Consider the following 19,493-nt stretch of genomic DNA (forward strand, 5'->3'; position numbering starts at 1 on the left):
TTTATATGAAATTGTATGATACTGTCAAACCTTCTATTATAAGCTGTTTATCATAACCATTTCAATCCACTCCCTTGCCTTATCTACTTACATACTATCATAAAAATTGCATAATGAAAGACATAGAAAACAAAATTTTATATAATTATTTTATTTTCCTATCATACCTCATCCACCCTAGCCAGTACAATCGTGGAATCATCCTTCCTTCTTGTCTTTTTCAGAAGCTCAGTAAAGCTTTCTACATCCTCCTTTACACCTGCCTGTGTCCTTTGATTGAGCCACTTGTAAATCTCATTCATATAAATGCCATCGGAAATCATCAGATATTCATCCCCAGCCTTTAAATCCACCTGGAAACAATCCGGCTGCATCTGACTGATAATTCCTACAGGAAGCGCACTTCCGTTAATTTCATATATCTGGTCATCTCTTAACAGAAAGGTAGGACAGGCTGCGGATTTTGATATGTAAGCAACACCCTGTGATCGGTTAAAGCAGATCACATCAAGTGTCGCATAGGTGTCACTTTGAATCAGCTTATTGATACATTTAATTGCACTGTCCTGTGGAATTCCGCTTACCATCATGCGCTGAAAGATATTCGTAATCAGCCGTGAGCTCTGCGCAGCCCGATCTCCATTTCCCATCCCATCGGAAATCATACACACCAGACTCTGACGAAATTTAAAGATGGAAAACGTATCTCCACTGGATGTATATGAATTTTTTACGCTGTCGGCATAGGCATCGATGACAAAGGGGATATCATCACATACCGTTATAGAATGATAGCCGCGCATGAACTTCCGGTTGCGGATATCAGCAATCTGTAAATTGCGATGCAATAGCACCTCCAGCAGAGGGAGCAGTGTTGTGCGGATTTCTCCCCGTTTGATATTGGCTATTTCCACACAAACCTGGATACACCCTTCCTTTGGTTCCTCAATGCTCAGCTCACGCACATCATACTGATAGCCTTCCAGTGCCTTCGCAACCCGTACGGTATCCTTTTCATATCCGTCAATCTTCCGTATGGCGTCCGCATTATACTGCAGGGCATTGGACATATTGGCAAGCAGCTCCGCCTGTACATCACTGATCTGTGCATAATACTCTGCCAGTGATTGAAAAATATTGGCATAGTTTTGCATTTGTCGTTTCAGCATACTTGTCTGAGACAGACGGTATTCCTGCTCATTTAACAATTCATTACTCATATGTATAGAGCCGTTCTCCGTTCGCACAAGCAAAACACCGCTCATACACAATAGCAGATAAATCAAATCCTCCATGTTATCCGGATACAGAAAGCATGCCCCCAGCAACAGCAGCATGGCGCTTTTTCGGTCTTTTTTTAAGATACTCAGCAGCACAGTAAGCACCAAGGCAGGAAGTATACGGATATCCTGAAGAAAGTAAACCATCAATGCCAATGTGACGGTTATCCATGCATTGCAGGCTAATGCAATCAACAACATGGTTATCATTGCGACTTCCTGTGCATATACTGGAATCAGTTCAACAAGGAACAGTCCAATCGTAAACAGCAAAATCCCCCGCATACATGCATTGTGCAGCATGCCCTTTTGTATCCATGTATAATCCGCAAACAGCTCCTGCATCAGTACAAAGCTGAGAACCGGAAGAATCAGTGCAGTATTATGCAGACCGTACTGCTGAATACTGAACGCCGCACTTAAAACTGTCGTCAGATATGGCATCCACTGATATAAATTCTGATTCATAACCTTGACCATATGTATGATAACAAAGTAACAGGCAAAGCCAAGGGCATAGCTGTATGCCGGAAGAACACCTCTGGATAAAGAGCACAACAGAATAAAAAATACGCTGATCATCGCTTCCCTGATCGTACGCATATAGGAATAGGATACATACAAAAATGCAAGTGTATAGCTAAGCGGAGAAGCCAGTGTACCGAGAATAATGGAAATACCGGCACAGGCTAAATCTTCCGCATGAATGGAAAATTTCCCCTTCAGTCTTTTATTCATCACCTTTTCCAAACAAAACCACCTCTTTCATGCGTTATTGTAGAAGACAATTCGCATGGATTCTGTCATATTTTGTCTGATATGCAAAATTGCTTTCCTTTTCCATTTTTACAGAACATCGCAAGCAGATCATGTTCCTATTATTTATAGACCGTCTCGATGCATTCAAATCAGTCTAGACAATTTTTTACACGATCCTTGATTTCACAAAACAATTCACTATCCCTTCTTAAATGTGCTTTTACATCTATGATTCTTGCTGTATTGATCCATTTTGCATCATTGATAAACAGTACGGATTCCTTATTCATTCCCTTTATTTTACCAAGACGCATCAGATGGCGTTTCCCTTTCGGATTTTCTTTACTATATGCCTGCAGATACGCTGCATGATTACCACTCATAGGAACAACAAATGCCTTGTTGTGAAAAATTGTTATAATCAGTCCGAAATGCTGGTATCCTATTTCACTAATATACGCTTCTCCGAAATCTATGTAACAGATATCTCCGACACGAATATCCACCCCAAGCTCTCCACAGCTTCCCGCATGACGGCGTTCTCTCAAATTCTGTTCGGATACAAGTCTGGGTATTGCCTCCTTTACGCTCAAAGCAGCATAATCCATGCTCTTTTCCTCAATATAACATTTCCACAAGTCCTTCCAATACGCCTTTTCTCCCAGTGCTCCCTCCTTTTGATCTTCATCTACCATTTCATATAATCTTTTAACTTCCATTCTTCTCACCTCACTATATACATACGATAAAAAAAAGGCGGATTCCTAAAAAATCCTGTATTTGCGGATTTTTTTCCTTTCTAATTTAAAAAAATTACAAAAATACGAGATATTTTCCTTATCATCCCTATATTTCGCATATATTCAGCATCAAATCAACAAGGATATATACGTAAACAACCTTCTGTATTTTTATATTCATTTATGCTACACTGTAGATAATTCATTATACGAGGAGGGGTTTTCTTGGTAACAAATATTAGATATTTCAGAAGCAGCTTCGTTTCATATCCGCAAGAGCCCCGGTACCTCTGCGTTTCTTTATCCTGTTAAAGACAGCTTTTCTTTTCTTGATTCAACTTTCACAAGACACACATTTATATTATGTACCATAACCAGTCTACATAAGCAATCCATGTATCCAGGGTATCCCCGGACATGGTGAACCGCCTGTACGACAGAAGCCTATTGTTCATGACCGCGTTTTCTCATTTGATTTCGGTTTTCCTTATAGAGCTTATCAAAGAGGGCCGCCCCTATCATATTTCTTACACAAAGATGTTTTTTAAAGAAAGAAGGAATATGATTATGAACGAAAATTCATTGATAGCTTCTATCCTTACAGAGCATCAGGATAAGCGAAGCTATGACGCCTATTGTAAAAAAATCTTATCAAACAAGCAGATTCTAGCCTATATTCTAAAGGGATGCGTTCCAGAATACGCTGATTTAGCTCTGGAAGCCATTCCGCAATACATTGAAGCCTTTTCTGTAACAGATACAGACATGAATGAAAATATCAATGGCAGGAATATAGAGGATGAAGCAATACCGGGAGCGCTGATAAAATATGACCTCTTGTTTGAAGCAGCTCTGCCGCAGGATGTAAATACAAAAAATGAAAAGACTACAACATCATCCGCAGGGAACAAGGTCTGTTTGATTATCAATCTGGAAGCACAAAATAAGGATAATCCGGGATATCCCCTGGTGAGCAGAGCGTTATATTACTGCAGCAGATTGGTGGCAAAGCAGAAAAACGCAGCAGATGGCTTCCGGCATTCAGAGTTTGAAAACATAAAGAAGGTGTATTCCATATGGATCTGCATCCAGCATTCCGACTATAAGAATGATGTAGTCAATACCTATGCCATTCATGAAAGCTGTCATATGAAACCCTGGAATGCCCCTAAAGAGCAATATGATCTCATGACTGCCATCATGATATATCCGGGAAAACAATATGACCACAAAAAGGATCATACAGACGAGCATTTGCACAGCCTGCTGGAATTGTTGAACATCCTGTTTATTGCCAAACTTCCTGTAAAGGATATGGAAGAACAGCTGCAAAAATATGATATAATAATGACGAAAGAAATAGAAAGCGAGGTTCAGAATATGTGCAACTTAAGTGACGGTATTGAAGAAAGAGGCATTATGAAAGGTTTACAACAGGGCATGGCTCAGGGACTGGCTCAGGGTAAGATAGATTCAACATTGCTTCATGTAAAAAACCTGATGCTGGCAGCCGGCGTCAATGCAGAGAAAGCAATGGATATGCTTGGTGTGGAAGCTGATATTCGACCTGTTATCTTGGATGCGTTGACATGCTCCTGATGTAACTAAATAATTCATTGATAGTAAGTAAAAGGACTGAGACGATTTTCAGTCCTTTTCAGTGTATCCTTATGAATTCCTGTAAAGCAAGAATAGATAAAAGCGGCATGATTAACGCTTAATAAAGCAAAGCCTTTATTTCTGTTAATTTTTTGAAATAGCAACTGTGCAGGTACAATTTATCAAATTTTCCACACCGTGCTATAAATCATAACAAGGGGATTACCTAATACTACCTATGATAATTTCGTACAGTGGTATTTACAAACAGCAATCTTCAATACAAAAAAGGGAATCCAATTTCTGCTTTTTATAAGCACTTTTGAATTCCCTTATAAGAATTATTATTAACATCAATCTTGTAGCTTCAGCAGGATTCCTAGCTTTTCGTATTCGGACTCCTTTTTGAAAACTTCTTATATAGCCTTCTGGCCCTCTTCTGAATCGTATTCGCAATTGACAGCAGCGGATGATACTGCTTGGATATCATTCCGGAAAACTCAATAAACAACTCCACAACTAATGCTATAAGAAATAAAACAAGAAAGCCTGTCGCTTTATTCACGAGATAAATATATGCAGTGAATCCGAACAGAGCTGTCACTACATATAAAATAATAACCGTGTTGCGGTGTCCAAAGCGCTGCATCAGCAAATGGTGCAGATGGTTTTTATCAGCCTCTGAAAACTTGTGGCCGCTCAGCTTTCTACGCAAAATTGCACCAATGGTATCCACAATCGGCACTGCCAGCAAAAGAATCGGAAGCGCTAGCGTCATAATCGTCGAGCTTTTGAATCCGAGCAATGAGATTGCAGAGATGATAAAGCCCAAAAACAGCGCTCCGCAGTCACCCATGAAAATGCTCGCCGGATGGGAATTATAAAGGAGAAAGCCCATCGTCGCCCCTGCCAGAATTAAGGACATCGTCTGTATATCCAGACGTCCCTCAATCACAGAAAGACATGCAATGACAACCAAAATGATTGCAGAGATTCCTCCTGCCAGACCATCCAGTCCATCAATCAGATTCACCGCGTTGGTGATTCCAATAATCCACACAAAGGTCACAACAAAGGATACCAGTCCCATATCAATGGAAATCCCCATCGGCAGGCGGATCACATCGAGTGAAACCTTTCCTACTGTCATCAGTACGATAGCAGCAACCACTTCAAATGCAAGCTTATATTTCGGTTTCAGATTGACCATATCATCGATCAAACCGCCTATGAACATGATTGACCCACCAATCAGAATGCCGTTGATGGTCATATCCGTCTTCATGAAAACCGCCATGCACACAACAAACGATACATAAATGGCAACACCGCCGATTCTTGCAATTTTCCCTTTATGTACTGTCCGCTCATTTACCTGTGCATAAATATCCAGCCGATAGGCAACGATTTTCAGAAAAGGAGTAATCAGTGCGGATAAGGCCAATGGAATAATCAGATATTTCAGCCAATCCATATAGATACCTCGCTTTTATTTTCTATTGAACAAGATGCAGATTTTCCAGCAGGATGCCTGTTCCCTCCGCTACACAGCGAAGTGCGTTTTCCGCAACGTATACCGGAATGTGCAGCTCATTGCGCAGCAGCTCATCAATACCATGCAGCAGCGCTCCACCGCCGGTCAGCACAATACCTCTTGTCACAATATCACTTGCCAGCTCAGGAGGTGTCTGTTCCAGAACAGTTTTGCAGGCACGAACTACATCCTGCAGACTTTCTGCCATGCTGCCCTGAATTTCCTCGCTGGACAGTGTGATAGTAGTCGGCAGACCGGTTACCAGGTCACGTCCGCTTACTTCAATCGTTTCATGCATGCTGCCCTTCCATGCCGTACCAATCTGTTTCTTAACTTCCTCTGCTGTACGATCACCGATCAGCAGCTTTTTATTTTCCTTAACAAATTTGATAATATCACGATCCAGTGTATCGCCTGCAATCTTCAAAGAGGTACTGCTAACGATTTCACCTAAAGAGATTACCGCAACATCGGTCGTACCGCCTCCGATATCCAGCACCATACATCCGCTAGGCTTTCCGATATCCAGTCCGGCACCGACAGCAGCCACCTTTGGCTCCTCTTCGATATACACTTTCTTTGCCCCGGCACGGTAAGCTGCATCACGAATAGCATTTCTTTCCACACTGGTAATGTTGCTTGGACAGCAGATCAAAATAGTGGGACGCTTGAACATCCCCTTGATTGCCAGCTTCTTGAAGAAAAAGTTCAACATGATTTCCGTTACCTCGAAATCCGCAATAACTCCATCCTTCAGCGGACGGATTGCCAGCACTCTGCCCGGTGTTCTACCAAGCATATCCTTTGCATCCTGTCCGGCAGCCAGACATTTCTTTGTTTCTGCATCTATCGCAACTACACTAGGCTCGTCAATTACGATGCCTTCACCTTTTACATACATTAGTAAGTTTGCTGTTCCTAAGTCGATTCCTACTTCTTTTGAAAACATTGTCCTTCATTCCTTTCGTGCGTTGATCCTCTTCATATAAGAATCCAATCCGCATGTTTTTACAGTAGTCCATACAGGCTTCTGATTTCCGCAGGATTTCTCAGAATTCAGCGTTCCTGTACACTATTTATACTCAATTTCAAGCAATTACCATTATAACACAAAATCCAAAATGTAAAAGTGTTAATATGCCTTTCCTTTTCTTAAAATTCCGTAATATGTATGGTTGGGCTTTTATACATGAAAATAGTACCACGAAGGGTACTATTTGATCTCACCGACTGTTTTTCCGTACATCAGCTCCGGATCCATGATCCTGCCGTTTTTCTCTACGACAATGTGCAGATGATTACCCAGCTCCTTATTGTAGATATTTGTTCCCGCTTTTGCTATCGGATCCTTCTGTGTAACCTTATCGCCCTTTTTCACAGTAATATCGGACAGGCTCTGGTAGGTTATACTCAAATCCTTACTGGTAATCGTAACACTTTTACCGAAGATATTATCTTCCTTAACATCGCTCACTTCACCGCTGAAGCTGGCCAGAACATCAAATGCCTCCTTATTGAAGGAATAATCCATTCCCTGATTGGCACGGTAGACACCTTCAAATTTTGTCATGCTGTCAACCTTGCTGTCCTTTCCATCGAAATAATCGAGGACGACCTCTGCTTTCACAGCGAATGGCTGAATGCCCTTTTCTTCCGCTGCAGAGCTTGGAAGTGACAACACCGGTGTTGCATCTTCCTTGAAAACGGATGTATCCTGCGCAGTATTCTTCATGGAATATTCATATGTCAGAAAGGCAGCTGCTGCAATCAGCAAACAGCTCAAGGAAACAATCAGTCTGCGTTTCGGAAATTTCTTTTCCTTTGTATAGCTATACATTTCATCACCTCTAGTGATGATTATGCCCGCCCCTTTTTTCTTTATACATCATTCTTTTACAATCTGTATGCCTGTATAATAATGCTTTAGAATCTCCCTGTAAGTTTTTCCCTCCTGTGCCATCCCCTGTGCTCCATACTGACTCATCCCCAGCCCGTGTCCAAAGCCCTTTGTGGTAATCGCATATCCCTCCTTTGTTTTCTTGACAGAAAAGCTCGAGGAGCGAAGGTTCAGCTTTTCACGAAACACTCTGCCACTGAAAGTGATTTTATCAATCGTTATGGATTTCACATAACCGGAATCATAATATACCGGCTTTCCTATTTCCTTCACCGTATTTTCAAAGCCCAGCAGTGTATGAAAATCCTCTTCTGTAATCACTGTCGTCTGTTCATACCCATCCTCATCCTTATCCCAATGTGAATCCACACTTCTTAAATAAGGTGTTTTTTCACTCCAGTATTCCTCACTGTTTGCCGTCCTTCCACAGGAACCACTGAAAAATACGGCAGAAATCGCTTCTCCCTTGTATGTCATGATTTCACCTTCTGTTTCCTTTAACGCCTGAACCACCCTTGCATGCAGTTTATCATAGGAGCCACCCCAGATCTGATGCATCTGCTGATCATCATGATATACCTGTGTCCTAGTTGTATCATCCACCTCAAATCCGCGCTTTGTCACAAAGGTTCTTGCTGCGACACATTGTGCCTTTAATGCCTCCATGTCAAAGGAAGCCGGCATTTCTGAGCCGATCACACCCTCCAGATAGGTTTCCAGAGGCAGCTTGAGGCTGGTGCCGTCCTGTCTTGTAATATGTACGGTTTGTTCTTTGTCCTTTGCTTTATCCTTTTCCTTCTTATTCTGCTCCTGCACCGATTCTTTACCTGTATTCCATAAAATCGGTGAGGATGTGCCCATATTCAGCCAGAGAAAAAAAGAGACAAGAATTATGGAGAGTACAAGGAGAAACTTCACAGCTATCTTCAAAAAAATCACACCCTCCCTACACTGTATGAAAGAGGATGTGTGCTTATTCCTATACGATTTTGTTTCAGTATTTGCAAGATATAGAAAAGATAGGTGTGATTTTGCACAACAGGCATAATTTATATTCTTTGGAAATTGTTGAGCAGGAAAGCATTGATGATTGGAATGCACTTTCCATTGAAAAGCACAATCACAGAGAAGCATTCTCTATTGTATAGCACGGATTATTCAAAAGCAGTAATCATTGAATATCGAAAAGCACTGTAAAGCTGTACTCTTTATTTATCATATCTAGCATAGCCGTTGATATTTCATACATTTACAATACTATACTTTGCAAAATACCATCTGAAATAGTACCGCACTGTCCTATAATTCCCTATGCCTGTAACGTCCTATTCCTCCGTATCCGGATGCAGCTTCTTTTTAAATTCACTTGGTGATACATTATAGTATTTCTTGAAAACCTTATTAAAGTACAACTGATCATCCATTCCGATGGCTGCCGCAACATCCTTGATCATACTGGATTCACTGCTTAAAAGCTCCATGGCCTTCTTCATCTTCTTTTCATTGATATAATAATTCAGATTAACCCCGGTTTCACTTTTAAACATTCGACTTAACGAGCTTTCATTCATACCAATGCTATCCGCAATCTCCTTTAACGTCACCTTACGGTTCATATTGGCGTTAATATATTCCATAGCATCCAGAATCTCCTTACGGTATCGTCTGCTGGCGCGGTCATTCATCCACGCTTCTATTTTATCAAAGGAATCCTGTGCAATTTCCTCCAGCTTATCTGCAGTCTCACACAGCCGCAGCTTTGCTGTAATCGTATCGAAAGGAAAGGCCTGACGGATTCCCCGTTCCATCTCATTGCCTTCAATATTATGAAACACAAAAATGAAGTATTCAATTACGGCATGCGGTTCAATGTCATGCGTTCTCATATATTCCAGTGTTTCCTTCAGCTTCTGATGCACAGTATCAAAATCCTTACCGCGCACTGCCTCCAGCAGCTCTAAATGAAACTTCACCTCATTCATATCCAGCTCCTGAAAGGCATCGTACTCCTCACTTTGAATCAGACTGCCTTCTCCTGCGTAAAACCTACGCTCATGTGATTTTAAAAGCAGCTCAAACTGGTCATAAAATTCATCCAAAGTCGGTATGACATCTGACAGAGTGATGGACATATGGATATTCAGATACTGTGTTATATTACGAATGATGCTGTTGCATAAATTTAGAATTCGCAGCTTCTCACGGCTATCAAACATCAGGATACCGGAATGATTACTCATAAAAATCAGATGATGATGGACAGCCAGCGGCATAGATTCGCGAATCAGATCCTGCAAATGCTTATGCAGAGCCGCATGATCCTTCAGCTTGGTCTGATATAAGTGATTGATGTTATCCACACGAAAATATGCCATCTGGAAGCCCTTTTGATAGGGTTCAAAAATTTGCTGTGAGAGTGCGCTTTGAAATTCCTTCCTGCTCAGTATATGTTCATTCTTAGTAAGAATCAGACATTGCTGCAGCTCCTTTAATGCAGATTCATATTCCTCGTGGTCATTCATGCTGCTTTCCACGCAGGACTCTTTAACCTGTACAATGATGCGTTGCAGCTCCTCCTTCTCCAGTGTAACCTTTAACAGATAATCAAAGGCACCTGCCTTCATGGCATCTCGCACATATTCAAAATCAGAATAATTGCTGAGTGCAATGACCTGTGTGTTTTTATTTACTTCCTTGATTTTTCCGATAAGCTCAATACCATCCATACCCGGCATTTTCAAATCGGTTATCACGATTTCCGGCTGCATATCCATGAAGATGTTAAATGCCTCCTCGCCGTCCTTCGCAGTTGCAATCACCTCACAATCAAGCGCTCTCCAGTCAATCATATTTTTCAGCGTAATTCGAATCAGACGTTCATCATCCGCAATCAGAACCTTATACATGAGGCTTACCTCCCCTCTGTTTTTCTATATGGAAGCAGCAGGGTCACGATTGTCCCTGTCCCCACCACGCTTTGTATGTCCATGGAATAATCCTCACCATACATCAGTCGTATACGCTCCTGGATATTTCCTATACCGATACCGCTGAGCTTTTTATTGCGGTTTTCCTGTATATCCAAAGCGAAACCCTTACCGTTATCACCGATTTCGATTTTCAGATATTTTCCTTCCGCCTTTGCACGAATTGTCAGTATCTGATGCTCCTTATCCTCCTCAAAGGCATGCAGGATGCTGTTTTCTGCTATCGGCTGCAGCAGAAATTTCAGGATAGCACAATCACGTACATTTTCATCTATATTATATACCGTTTCAAATACATCACCATAGCGAAGCTTCTGTATTATGATATAATTTTTTAGATTTTCTATTTCTTCCTCCACCGTTACCACTTCCTTACTGTCCACGATGGTATTGCGTAACAGACGGGCAAGCGCAGTGATTCCCTCGCTTACCGGCTTATCCTCATTTAGAATTGCCAGATAATGCAGAGTATTCAGTGTATTGAATAAAAAATGCGGATTGATCTGTGCCTGAAGCAGCTGAAACTGGGTTTCACGTTTTTGTTCCTGCTCCTGATGCACCGTATATAGCAGCTCCTGTACCCGATCCAGCAAATCATTAAAGTTCATGCTAAGCTCGTGAATTTCATCACGGCCATCATCCAGCACCCGGTTCATTGCCAGATTATTCTCATCCAGTGTACGCATGGAATGCAGGATATTATGCACAGGATCGTAAATGCTGTGATATACAAAGTAGGCAATCAGGGCAAGCAATACAAAGAAAACAATACCGTATAGTAACAGCATATTACGGAAATTATGAATTTCCTCCAGCACGTAGTCCTCATCGCACAGGTATACTGCATACCAGGGGGTACCCTCGATTTTCTTACTGGTCACATAATAGGATTGCTTGTTCACTGTAATAGCAGATGCCTTTACATCCACAGCTTCATGAATCCTTTCCGAATTGCTGCCAAACAGCACCTGTCCCTTTGCATCCGCCACCAGCATGATATTCCCCGGCTGAGTGAACTGTGCTAAGGATTCGTTAAAGAAATCCTTTTCAAAGCTGCAAAATACATAGCCCAGAGGCTGATCGTAGAGGTTGCGGATTTCTCTGGTGAGCATAATCAAATGCGTATCCGGATCATACAGCCAGAAGCCACCCTGCTTTTGTGCCTGAATTTCCTTTTTATATGCCTTCAGATCAGCGGAAAATAAGGTTCCCTCTTCATAAAGGAGCTTCCCTGCCGCATCATACAGCTGCAAGCCCTTGCGTTCCACAAGCAGATCATTTGCATGCAGATTGTGAGAAAAGGCACGGCGTATTGCTGCGTCTTTGGGATAGTACAGATAATTGCGCACGTAGGTGGATGCAGCCAGATTATCAATCTGTTTATTCAGCTTGTCGGCATTCAAATGAAATATTTCCTCCGACATCGCGACAACCTGTGCAGAGGTCTGTTCATTCTTATCTTTGATCATGTTCGTACTGAAGGAATAATAGATAAAGAAAACCACAATTAACAGGCATAGCGGCACAAAAATAAATGCCAGTGTCAGCCTTGTTTTTATATCCGTTCTGCGCAGCAGATTCCTGTTTCCCCTTAACATACTCTTGTCGTCCTACAGTCCGTTAAATACAGAAATAGCAAGAAGAAACTGTGCAACAAGATAGCCAAGCCCCAAGGACAGCAGCAGTAAAAGCAGACGAACCTGTCCCGGCTTTCTCACATTCGTAAAGGCTTCAAAGCGGACACAGCTCAAAGCCCAGAAGCTCAGCATGAAGGAAACAACATGTACTGCGAGATTCATTAGAAAATATTGCATACCTTACCTCCATAAATAATGATATGAAACTGTTTCTATTCTTTACACTTCCCGGATAGCTCATAGGACATGAAAAGCAAATGCATTTCTATGAGCCTTCCACAGGTTTGATTTCTCCCTCATTCTGCAGATAGTCCAGCAGCTCACGCAGACCGGCTTTCTTTATTGAGGAAGGATTCACATATACATACAGACAGCTTTTCAGGGTGTCCTGCAGCGGTATGATGCAAAGCTTGGAAAGCTGATACTGTGCCAGAGAGCCTTTCATAGCAAGTACGACGCCTTCTTGTTCTCTTGCGGCTCCTAAAAGAGTTTCCAGCCTGCCATGACGTTCGATTTTCGGCTGAAACCCAGCATCCTCACAGGCACGGACACAGAGCTTTGCGACAACCGTATAACTGGGAAACAGCAAAAGCTTTTCGTTTTGAAGCTGAGAAAACGCAAGCTGCCTTTTTCTCGCCAGTGGATGCTGCTTTGCGACAACGCAAACAAGCTCATCCTCACTGCTTCTATATGCAGAATACTCTTTAAATGCCTCATATTCTCCCCGCAGGATATACAGATCAAATTGTTCCTGCAACGCTGCAGGAAGATCGCGTTCCTCTATTTCCTGAATATTGCCCTGCACATTATGATGTTTCAAAAAGCCTTGTATTGAATGCCCAAGGGAGTACTGGGAAAAGACCGGAAGCATAGCAATACGAAGCTTCTCACATGCCTGCTGCTTCATATGCTTCAGATTAGCACACAGGGTATCATATTCTGCAAGCAGGCGTAACGCATCCTCATACACCTGCTGCCCTTCCTTTGTCAGGGATACCTGTCTTCTGCTGCGGTTAAATAAAACCGTATCCAGCTCCTGCTCCAGCTTCATGACCTGTTTCGATAACGAAGACTGGGAGATATGAAGCAGAAAAGCCGCTTCGGAAAATGTCTTCTGTTCCACAATCATACAAAAATAACGAAGTTGTTCTATCTGCATAATTCACCTATTCCATTCTGGAATATATTATACCATAACTTGAATTGCTCATGTATAGAATCTCAAATAAAATAGAGAAGATAAAGGAGGATCGTATTAAGCTTTAAGCCCTGCATTTGGTTTATATGTAAGGTATGAATCTGTGAGACAAAATAGTAAGCGTTACAGCTATCACATGGAATATAGGGCAACATAGGATTCCCATCTATTGTACATAAAAAGAACAGCGAATACAGGAATCTAATAAACGTCGAAAAAGGAAACAGGTATGCAGATAACAGCCTGTGAACGATACAGAAAGAAGGTGCTATATGAGAAAAATTCATGTGAAAAGAAGGATGCAGTATATGGGGGATGATATTGTGATTCTGCTTACGGGAGGTGTTTCCCATATCGGTACGCATGTGACTGCAATCCCTTATGAAAAAGATGGAAGCTGGCATGTGACACTGCAAACCTGGAATATGATTTCCCACAGGGATGATATCCTGGCTATTCCCTATGCAAGAGAGCTGGCTTTGCTCACTCATCATACCGTGGTATGTGTTTGCGGGGTGCATCTTGATGATATTACAAGGGAAGAAATTGAGTATATCAGCGCATGGTGTGAAAAGGATCGAAAGCATATGAGAAAGGAGTATCAAAATGAAAGAGCCTTATGATTTAAGAAGTGCATTACAACAGCTGGAAGCGGAGGAAGGACAGTTGCTTATTACCGATAAACTGACCGATACGGATGGTGAGCTTGCCGGGGTATATCGTTATATCGGTGGAGGAGGAACATTACAGCGTCCCACACAGCTTGGCCCTGCAATGCTGTTTACCAATATCCAAAATCATCCTGGTGCCAGAGTTCTGATCGGACTTTTGGGTGATCGAAAACGTTGTGCGAGCCTGCTGAATACGACCAGTGAACAGCTTCCCTTCCTGATGAATAAAGCATATTCTAAAAGGTTGGATCCGGTGGTAGTCGCAAAAGGCATATGTCAGGAAATTGTCCATCATCGTGAGGATGAAGGCTTTGACATACGCAAGCTGCTTCCTGCTATAAAAGCTACAAAAGAGGATGCAGGGCCTTATATCACCATGGGATTGTGCTATGCAAGTGATCCTGAAACGAAGGAAAGCGATGTGACCATTCACCGCCTTTGTCTGCAAAGCAAGGATGAAATGACGATGTTTTTTACCCCCGGTATCCGACATCTGGATGTATTTCGGAAAAAAGCAGAGGCGAAAAACAAAGCACTGCCGATTTCCATCAGCATCGGTGTAGACCCTGCCATTGAAATTGCCGCATGCTTTGAACCGCCCACGACACCGCTGGGCTTTAATGAATTAAGTATCGCAGGCGGCATACGGAATAAGCCGGTGGAATTGTGTAAATGTGTAAGTATTGATGAATACGCAATCGCACATAGTGAGTATGTAATCGAAGGAGAGCTGCTTCCGGGTAAGCGTATGCGGGAGGATCAGCATACCGGGCTTGGCAAGGCAATGCCAGAATTTCCGGGTTATTGCGGTGAGGCAAATCCTTCTTTACCAGTGATTCGTGTCAAAGCGATTACGCATCGAAAAAATCCCATCATGCGTGTTTGTCTGGGGCCCGGGGAGGAGCATGTCAATCTTGCCGGTATTCCCACAGAAGCAAGCATACTATCCCTGTGTGAAAAAGCGATGCCGGGAAAAATTCGCAATGTTCATTGCGCATCCTCCGGCGGTGGAAAATATATCGCTGTTTTGCAATTTGTTAAACGCATGGAGAGTGATGAGGGAAAACAGCGGCAGGCAGCCCTTCTCGCCTTCTCTGCCTTCAGTGAATTAAAGCATGTATTCCTTGTGGATGAGGATGTGGATATTTATGATATGAAGGATGTCTTATGGGCTATGACAACACGCTTTCAATCTAATATAGACTGCATATCCATTCCCGGTGTACGCTGCCACCCTCTGGATCCATCTAATGATACGACCTATGATCCCTCAATACGGGATCGTGGTATAGCATGCAAAACCATCTTTGACTGTACCGTACCCTTTTCGCAGAAGGAGCGCTTTCAGCGTGCTGCTTTTCAGGAAGTCGAGGCTTCGCAATGGCTGAAATAAAAAAACTCATAATCGCAATGAGCGGTGCCAGCGGCTCGCACCTGGCCTTACATCTCATGCAGGTACTGTCTGCATATAGCGAAGTGGAAACCTATCTCATGATATCGGAAGCGGCAAAGCGTACATGGGAGCTGGAAATGGACATACCGCTCACAGAAATAACATCCCTGAGCACTCACGTTCTCGCCTGTGATGATATAGCAGCCTGCTGTGCAAGCGGCAGCTTTGTACATGCAGGAATGCTGGTAATTCCCTGCAGTATGAAAACAATCGCAGGAATTGCGAACGGCTATGCGGAAAATCTTCTATTGAGAAGTGCTGATGTAACCATAAAGGAGCATCGCCCACTGGTACTCACCTTTCGCGAAAATCCGTTCAGTCTTATTCACCTGGAAAATTTATGTAAGCTGTCCCGTATTCCGGACATATATCTGATGCCAATGATGATGACTTATTATCAGAAGCCGCAGACGATTGAGGAAATGGAGGATGCCCTGATTGGGAAAATATTACAGGTATTTCACATCTCCTATGATCGTTATCAGCGATGGCAGTAATATACAACATGATGAAAAGCCTTTTTTATCCTAAGTGATAAAGCTTCTGTATATCGCCCTATATGGAAGCTTTTTCCTTTTTAGCTGCCATGTTACGAATACTATATAGTGAAACACTTGCAGGAGGGATATAATTTCACAAAAAGTACAAGTTAAATCAAGCTTTTTGCATGATTTTCTATTATACTTAAATACTACGTAAATGAGGTGAAGCAAAATGTATGAGTGGCAGAAGCAAATTCAGATGATGATCGATGAGATTGACAGCTGCATAAAAAACTATCAGGATGAAGCGCTGACGCTGTGCACCCTTTCTCAAAGGCATGGTTACTCAAAATATTATATGTCAAGGAAGTTTAAGGAAATATCTGGTATGAAGCTGCGTGAATATCTCCGACAGCGAAAGCTGGCCTTTGCCCTGAAGGAAATCCGGGACAGTGAGAAAAGCATATTGAAAATCGCTCTTGATTACGGCTTTTCCTCTCATGAGGCGTTTACCAGAGCATTTAAAGCCACCTATGGAAGAACACCGAGCGCGTACCGCAAACAGCCCGACCCTGTTATTCTGCGTACGAAAATCAATCCGTTTGACCGTTACCTCTTAGGTCTGGATGAGCTTGGAGAAATAAATTCCGCTAAAGCTGTAAAGACCTACTTTGTGACCATTCCCGCACATAAGTTTCTGTTTATCGAGAATCGTGAAAGTAACGGCTACTGGGATTTCTGGCAGAAGCAGAGTCAAATTCCAGGACAGGATATGGATACAATTTGCGGTTTACTGGACAGCATAAAAGGAAAGCTCGATGATTGCGGGGGAAGTGACATAAACAGCGGAGGCGGTCAGATAATGGCCTATCGCAATGATCAAAACGGCAGATTGTGTGACTGGGGATATCTGCGGACAGAGTGTTATGGTGTCCGTCTGCCAATTCATTATACCGGGGATGTGCCGGCTAATATGCAGCTGATAGATATTGCGGAAGCAGAATATCTTGTGTTTGAACACGGGCCATTTGATTATGAACAGGAGAATAGAAGTGTTGAGCATAGGATGGAGGAAGCAATGGCTGCATATGATTTTACAAATACCGGCTACTGCTTTGATGACACCTCCGGCAGAATGCTGTACTTTTACTTCCAACCGGAACGCTACTGGAAGTATATCCGACCCGTGAAAAGAAGAGTGTCGGGATAATAGAATAGCATTAACATATATTGTATTTAATCAGGTAACAGTTTTTCTACTGCTTTTCATATATGAAAAGAGATTTCAAGCATAACGGTATACCATCATGCTGAAATCTCCACTTATGCTTTTAATTCAGGGAATACTCAACCTTCACCGATTGCTTTTTCTATCAAGCTTCCGGTAAACAGTGTACTCGCCATTACTGCAGCGTGACAATGCATCAAGGTTTTCTACAGCTGCCCTTCCTCGATCATCTGTTTAAACGCCTCCATAGCAATTTTATAGCTGTTCTTGCCCATACCTGAAATTTGTCCCAGACATTCAGAGGCTGTCACTGAGGTATGACGGAAATCATCCCGTCCTTGAATATTTGACATATGCACCTCAATTGCCGGTACCATCGTATGGACGGATTCCAGTGCATCCTTTATCGCATAGCTGTAATGCGTAAACGCCCCGGGATTCAGCACCATCGGAATCCTGCATCCGCTTTTTTCCGCTTCAAAATACAAGCTCTGGAAGTAATCGATTATAGCACCTTCTCCATTATTCTGGAATGCCTCGACCTCAAAGCCGATTGATGCGCCATACGCCTTCAGCTCCTCGATCAAATCAGCGTATAACTGATTTCCATATTGTCCTTTGTTTCGTATCCCATAAAAATTATTATTTGGCCCGTTTACAATTACTAATTTTCGCATATTCTCTCTCCTAATCTACCCACGGCTTTTGATTTATTATTGTATGAAGTACTTCATTGTTTCCTCTTTTCAGTTCAATTATGATACCGTTTGGCATTTTCAGCCAGTTATCCCCTATTGGAAGAATGGTACAGCCCCATGCAAGGCATTTTTCATGAACGTTATCATAGTCTGTGGTCATCAGAGCTATATGATCCAATCTGCCTTCCTTTTCATCAAAGGCTAAATCCTCATTTAATTGTATCCCGGCATGCAGCCAGATTTTACGGTTTGGTTTCTCACCCAGAGACAGCCTGATCGGCATGTCAAATACCTCAGTAAAGAACCTTACACACCAATCCAAATCCTTTACTCTACATGCTGTATGCTCTACATATGTTGCCATAGCACTACCCCTTTTTCAAAGATGGTTCATACTCTAAGATATATTTTTCAATCCCTTTTACACAGGCTACCAGTGTCTGATTTACCGGTGTTTCGATTCCGTATTTTTTACCCCATTCAACAATGGAGCCATTGATGAAATCAATTTCTGTAGGACGCTTTAATTCCAGAGACTGCAGAATAGAGGTTTTAAAGGTTCCCGGCAGTCCTTCACTTGCGGCATACCACGCATACTCCGGATCTTCACTTTTCAAGGTTACACCGGCTGCCTTAGCTACCGTGATACCCTCACGGATTGCGGCTACTGCCACTTCCTTGATGGAATCCTCTTCATACAATGGCCCGTATGGTAACCGCGTGATTCCACATAATGCCCCGGCCGCAACATTGATCAGCAGCTTATCCCAGATCAGTCCCTTGATATTATTGCTTACCTCACACAGTAATCCGGCGTCATTGAATACTTTGCATACCCGTTGAATGCGGTCTGTGGTTTCTCCGCTCAGTTCACCGATATACGTCCATTTTCCCTGTACACCGGCAGATATATAGCCGGCCTGAATCAGTCTACCGCCCACATACGTCTTACCGCTGATGACATTTTCTGAACCAATGACAGAAGCAATCGTTTCTTCATTTCCCAAACCGTTTTGTAAAGACATAACCAGCGTATGCTTTCCAATGACATTTGTCTGCTGTAACTGCTCTACCGCCTGCTTTGTGGCAAATGATTTTACAAGAACGATAACCAGATCAGCCTCACCAATCGCATCAGCAGCTGTTCTGGCATCCACCTTAACATACCAGTCTTCTTTTTCATTTGTCATATGTAAGCCGTTTTTGTTGATGAAATCCACATGCTCCTGCCACATATCCACAAAATATACATCGTTTCCGCCCATAGCCAGGGTTCCACCAATCGTAGACCCCAATGCTCCGGCACCTAACATTACAATTTTCATATTCA

18 protein-coding genes are annotated in these 19,493 nt (G+C 42.4%); 5 read left to right on the forward strand and 13 right to left on the reverse strand.

The window, feature by feature from the left end:
- Positions 1–161: 161 nt before the first annotated feature.
- Together GKZ87_19800 and GKZ87_19805 are read right to left on the reverse strand one after the other, a co-directional pair.
- Complete coding sequence (locus tag GKZ87_19800) at positions 162–2,018, reverse strand: SpoIIE family protein phosphatase (protein ID QSI27580.1); 1,857 nt, start codon at positions 2,016–2,018, stop codon at positions 162–164.
- 170 nt (positions 2,019–2,188) lie between these two features.
- Positions 2,189–2,758: a hypothetical protein gene (locus tag GKZ87_19805; protein ID QSI27581.1), complete on the reverse strand. Its 570-nt coding sequence runs from the start codon at positions 2,756–2,758 to the stop codon at positions 2,189–2,191.
- A gap of 582 nt (positions 2,759–3,340) precedes the next feature.
- On the opposite strand from GKZ87_19805, the gene GKZ87_19810 reads away from it, so the two are divergent.
- A complete protein-coding gene (locus tag GKZ87_19810; protein ID QSI27582.1) occupies positions 3,341–4,378 on the forward strand; it encodes a hypothetical protein in 1,038 nt (345 codons plus the stop codon).
- Between the two features lie 379 nt (positions 4,379–4,757).
- On the opposite strand, the gene GKZ87_19815 is transcribed toward GKZ87_19810, so the two are convergent.
- The 8 genes from GKZ87_19815 to GKZ87_19850 all read right to left on the reverse strand — a co-directional run bounded on the left by GKZ87_19815 (position 4,758) and on the right by GKZ87_19850 (position 13,592).
- Positions 4,758–5,852 (reverse strand): undecaprenyl/decaprenyl-phosphate alpha-N-acetylglucosaminyl 1-phosphate transferase, encoded by a 1,095-nt coding sequence (locus GKZ87_19815; GenBank protein QSI27583.1) that lies wholly within the window; start codon positions 5,850–5,852, stop codon positions 4,758–4,760.
- A gap of 22 nt (positions 5,853–5,874) precedes the next feature.
- Positions 5,875–6,861 (reverse strand): MreB/Mrl family cell shape determining protein, encoded by a 987-nt coding sequence (locus tag GKZ87_19820; GenBank protein ID QSI27584.1) that lies wholly within the window; start codon positions 6,859–6,861, stop codon positions 5,875–5,877.
- Between the two features lie 264 nt (positions 6,862–7,125).
- A complete protein-coding gene (locus tag GKZ87_19825; GenBank protein ID QSI27585.1) occupies positions 7,126–7,749 on the reverse strand; it encodes a peptidoglycan DD-metalloendopeptidase family protein in 624 nt (207 codons plus the stop codon).
- 48 nt (positions 7,750–7,797) lie between these two features.
- Positions 7,798–8,739, reverse strand: a complete 942-nt coding sequence (gene spoIID, locus GKZ87_19830) for a stage II sporulation protein D (GenBank protein ID QSI27586.1) — start codon at positions 8,737–8,739, stop codon at positions 7,798–7,800.
- Between the two features lie 395 nt (positions 8,740–9,134).
- Complete coding sequence (locus GKZ87_19835) at positions 9,135–10,715, reverse strand: response regulator (GenBank protein QSI27587.1); 1,581 nt, start codon at positions 10,713–10,715, stop codon at positions 9,135–9,137.
- Positions 10,716–10,720: 5 nt separating this feature from the next.
- Positions 10,721–12,394 (reverse strand): HAMP domain-containing protein, encoded by a 1,674-nt coding sequence (locus GKZ87_19840; GenBank protein ID QSI27588.1) that lies wholly within the window; start codon positions 12,392–12,394, stop codon positions 10,721–10,723.
- A gap of 12 nt (positions 12,395–12,406) precedes the next feature.
- Positions 12,407–12,610: a DUF1146 domain-containing protein gene (locus tag GKZ87_19845; GenBank protein ID QSI27589.1), complete on the reverse strand. Its 204-nt coding sequence runs from the start codon at positions 12,608–12,610 to the stop codon at positions 12,407–12,409.
- An 88-nt stretch (positions 12,611–12,698) separates the two neighbouring features.
- The gene (locus GKZ87_19850; GenBank protein QSI27590.1) at positions 12,699–13,592 is read right to left on the reverse strand and encodes a LysR family transcriptional regulator; all 894 of its coding nucleotides are present in this window, start codon (positions 13,590–13,592) and stop codon (positions 12,699–12,701) included.
- Positions 13,593–13,903: 311 nt separating this feature from the next.
- Here GKZ87_19850 and GKZ87_19855 point away from each other — a divergent pair, with 311 nt between their 5' ends.
- The 4 genes from GKZ87_19855 to GKZ87_19870 all read left to right on the forward strand — a co-directional run bounded on the left by GKZ87_19855 (position 13,904) and on the right by GKZ87_19870 (position 17,447).
- Positions 13,904–14,254: a hypothetical protein gene (locus GKZ87_19855; protein ID QSI27591.1), complete on the forward strand. Its 351-nt coding sequence runs from the start codon at positions 13,904–13,906 to the stop codon at positions 14,252–14,254.
- Positions 14,238–15,695 (forward strand): UbiD family decarboxylase, encoded by a 1,458-nt coding sequence (locus GKZ87_19860; GenBank protein ID QSI27592.1) that lies wholly within the window; start codon positions 14,238–14,240, stop codon positions 15,693–15,695. The genes GKZ87_19855 and GKZ87_19860 overlap by 17 nt, the downstream gene beginning before the upstream one ends.
- Positions 15,683–16,252 carry a UbiX family flavin prenyltransferase gene (locus tag GKZ87_19865; GenBank protein ID QSI27593.1) on the forward strand — a complete coding sequence of 190 codons (570 nt, stop codon included), beginning with the start codon at positions 15,683–15,685 and terminating at the stop codon, positions 16,250–16,252. The genes GKZ87_19860 and GKZ87_19865 overlap by 13 nt, the downstream gene beginning before the upstream one ends.
- Positions 16,253–16,469: 217 nt before the next feature.
- A complete protein-coding gene (locus GKZ87_19870) occupies positions 16,470–17,447 on the forward strand; it encodes a helix-turn-helix domain-containing protein (protein ID QSI27594.1) in 978 nt (325 codons plus the stop codon).
- 224 nt (positions 17,448–17,671) lie between these two features.
- Here GKZ87_19870 and GKZ87_19875 read toward each other — a convergent pair whose 3' ends face one another.
- From GKZ87_19875 to GKZ87_19885, 3 genes are read right to left on the reverse strand one after another with little or no spacing between them, the layout of a single operon-like run.
- Entirely contained in the window at positions 17,672–18,142 is a 471-nt protein-coding gene (locus GKZ87_19875; protein QSI27595.1) for a type II 3-dehydroquinate dehydratase, read from the reverse strand.
- Between the two features lie 10 nt (positions 18,143–18,152).
- Positions 18,153–18,527 (reverse strand): VOC family protein, encoded by a 375-nt coding sequence (locus GKZ87_19880; GenBank protein QSI27596.1) that lies wholly within the window; start codon positions 18,525–18,527, stop codon positions 18,153–18,155.
- A gap of 4 nt (positions 18,528–18,531) precedes the next feature.
- The gene (locus GKZ87_19885) at positions 18,532–19,488 is read right to left on the reverse strand and encodes a 2-dehydropantoate 2-reductase (GenBank protein ID QSI27597.1); all 957 of its coding nucleotides are present in this window, start codon (positions 19,486–19,488) and stop codon (positions 18,532–18,534) included.
- Between the last annotated feature and the right edge of the window lie 5 nt (positions 19,489–19,493).

The organism is Erysipelotrichaceae bacterium 66202529, assembly GCA_017161075.1.
Lineage (GTDB): Bacteria > Bacillota_I > Bacilli_A > Erysipelotrichales > Erysipelotrichaceae > Clostridium_AQ.

Bases quoted from the DNA above. Each gene is read 5' to 3' on its own strand.
- GKZ87_19800 (QSI27580.1), bottom strand. From the start codon at position 2,018: ATGAATAAAAGACTGAAGGGGAAATTTTCCATTCATGCGGAAGATTTA.
- GKZ87_19805 (QSI27581.1), bottom strand. From the start codon at position 2,758: ATGGAAGTTAAAAGATTATATGAAATGGTAGATGAAGATCAAAAGGAG.
- GKZ87_19810 (QSI27582.1), top strand. From the start codon at position 3,341: ATGATTATGAACGAAAATTCATTGATAGCTTCTATCCTTACAGAGCAT.
- GKZ87_19815 (QSI27583.1), bottom strand. From the start codon at position 5,852: ATGGATTGGCTGAAATATCTGATTATTCCATTGGCCTTATCCGCACTG.
- GKZ87_19820 (QSI27584.1), bottom strand. From the start codon at position 6,861: ATGTTTTCAAAAGAAGTAGGAATCGACTTAGGAACAGCAAACTTACTA.
- GKZ87_19825 (QSI27585.1), bottom strand. From the start codon at position 7,749: ATGTATAGCTATACAAAGGAAAAGAAATTTCCGAAACGCAGACTGATT.
- GKZ87_19835 (QSI27587.1), bottom strand. From the start codon at position 10,715: ATGTATAAGGTTCTGATTGCGGATGATGAACGTCTGATTCGAATTACG.
- GKZ87_19840 (QSI27588.1), bottom strand. From the start codon at position 12,394: ATGTTAAGGGGAAACAGGAATCTGCTGCGCAGAACGGATATAAAAACA.
- GKZ87_19845 (QSI27589.1), bottom strand. From the start codon at position 12,610: ATGCAATATTTTCTAATGAATCTCGCAGTACATGTTGTTTCCTTCATG.
- GKZ87_19850 (QSI27590.1), bottom strand. From the start codon at position 13,592: ATGCAGATAGAACAACTTCGTTATTTTTGTATGATTGTGGAACAGAAG.
- GKZ87_19855 (QSI27591.1), top strand. From the start codon at position 13,904: ATGAGAAAAATTCATGTGAAAAGAAGGATGCAGTATATGGGGGATGAT.
- GKZ87_19860 (QSI27592.1), top strand. From the start codon at position 14,238: ATGAAAGAGCCTTATGATTTAAGAAGTGCATTACAACAGCTGGAAGCG.
- GKZ87_19865 (QSI27593.1), top strand. From the start codon at position 15,683: ATGGCTGAAATAAAAAAACTCATAATCGCAATGAGCGGTGCCAGCGGC.
- GKZ87_19870 (QSI27594.1), top strand. From the start codon at position 16,470: ATGTATGAGTGGCAGAAGCAAATTCAGATGATGATCGATGAGATTGAC.
- GKZ87_19875 (QSI27595.1), bottom strand. From the start codon at position 18,142: ATGCGAAAATTAGTAATTGTAAACGGGCCAAATAATAATTTTTATGGG.
- GKZ87_19880 (QSI27596.1), bottom strand. From the start codon at position 18,527: ATGGCAACATATGTAGAGCATACAGCATGTAGAGTAAAGGATTTGGAT.
- GKZ87_19885 (QSI27597.1), bottom strand. From the start codon at position 19,488: ATGAAAATTGTAATGTTAGGTGCCGGAGCATTGGGGTCTACGATTGGT.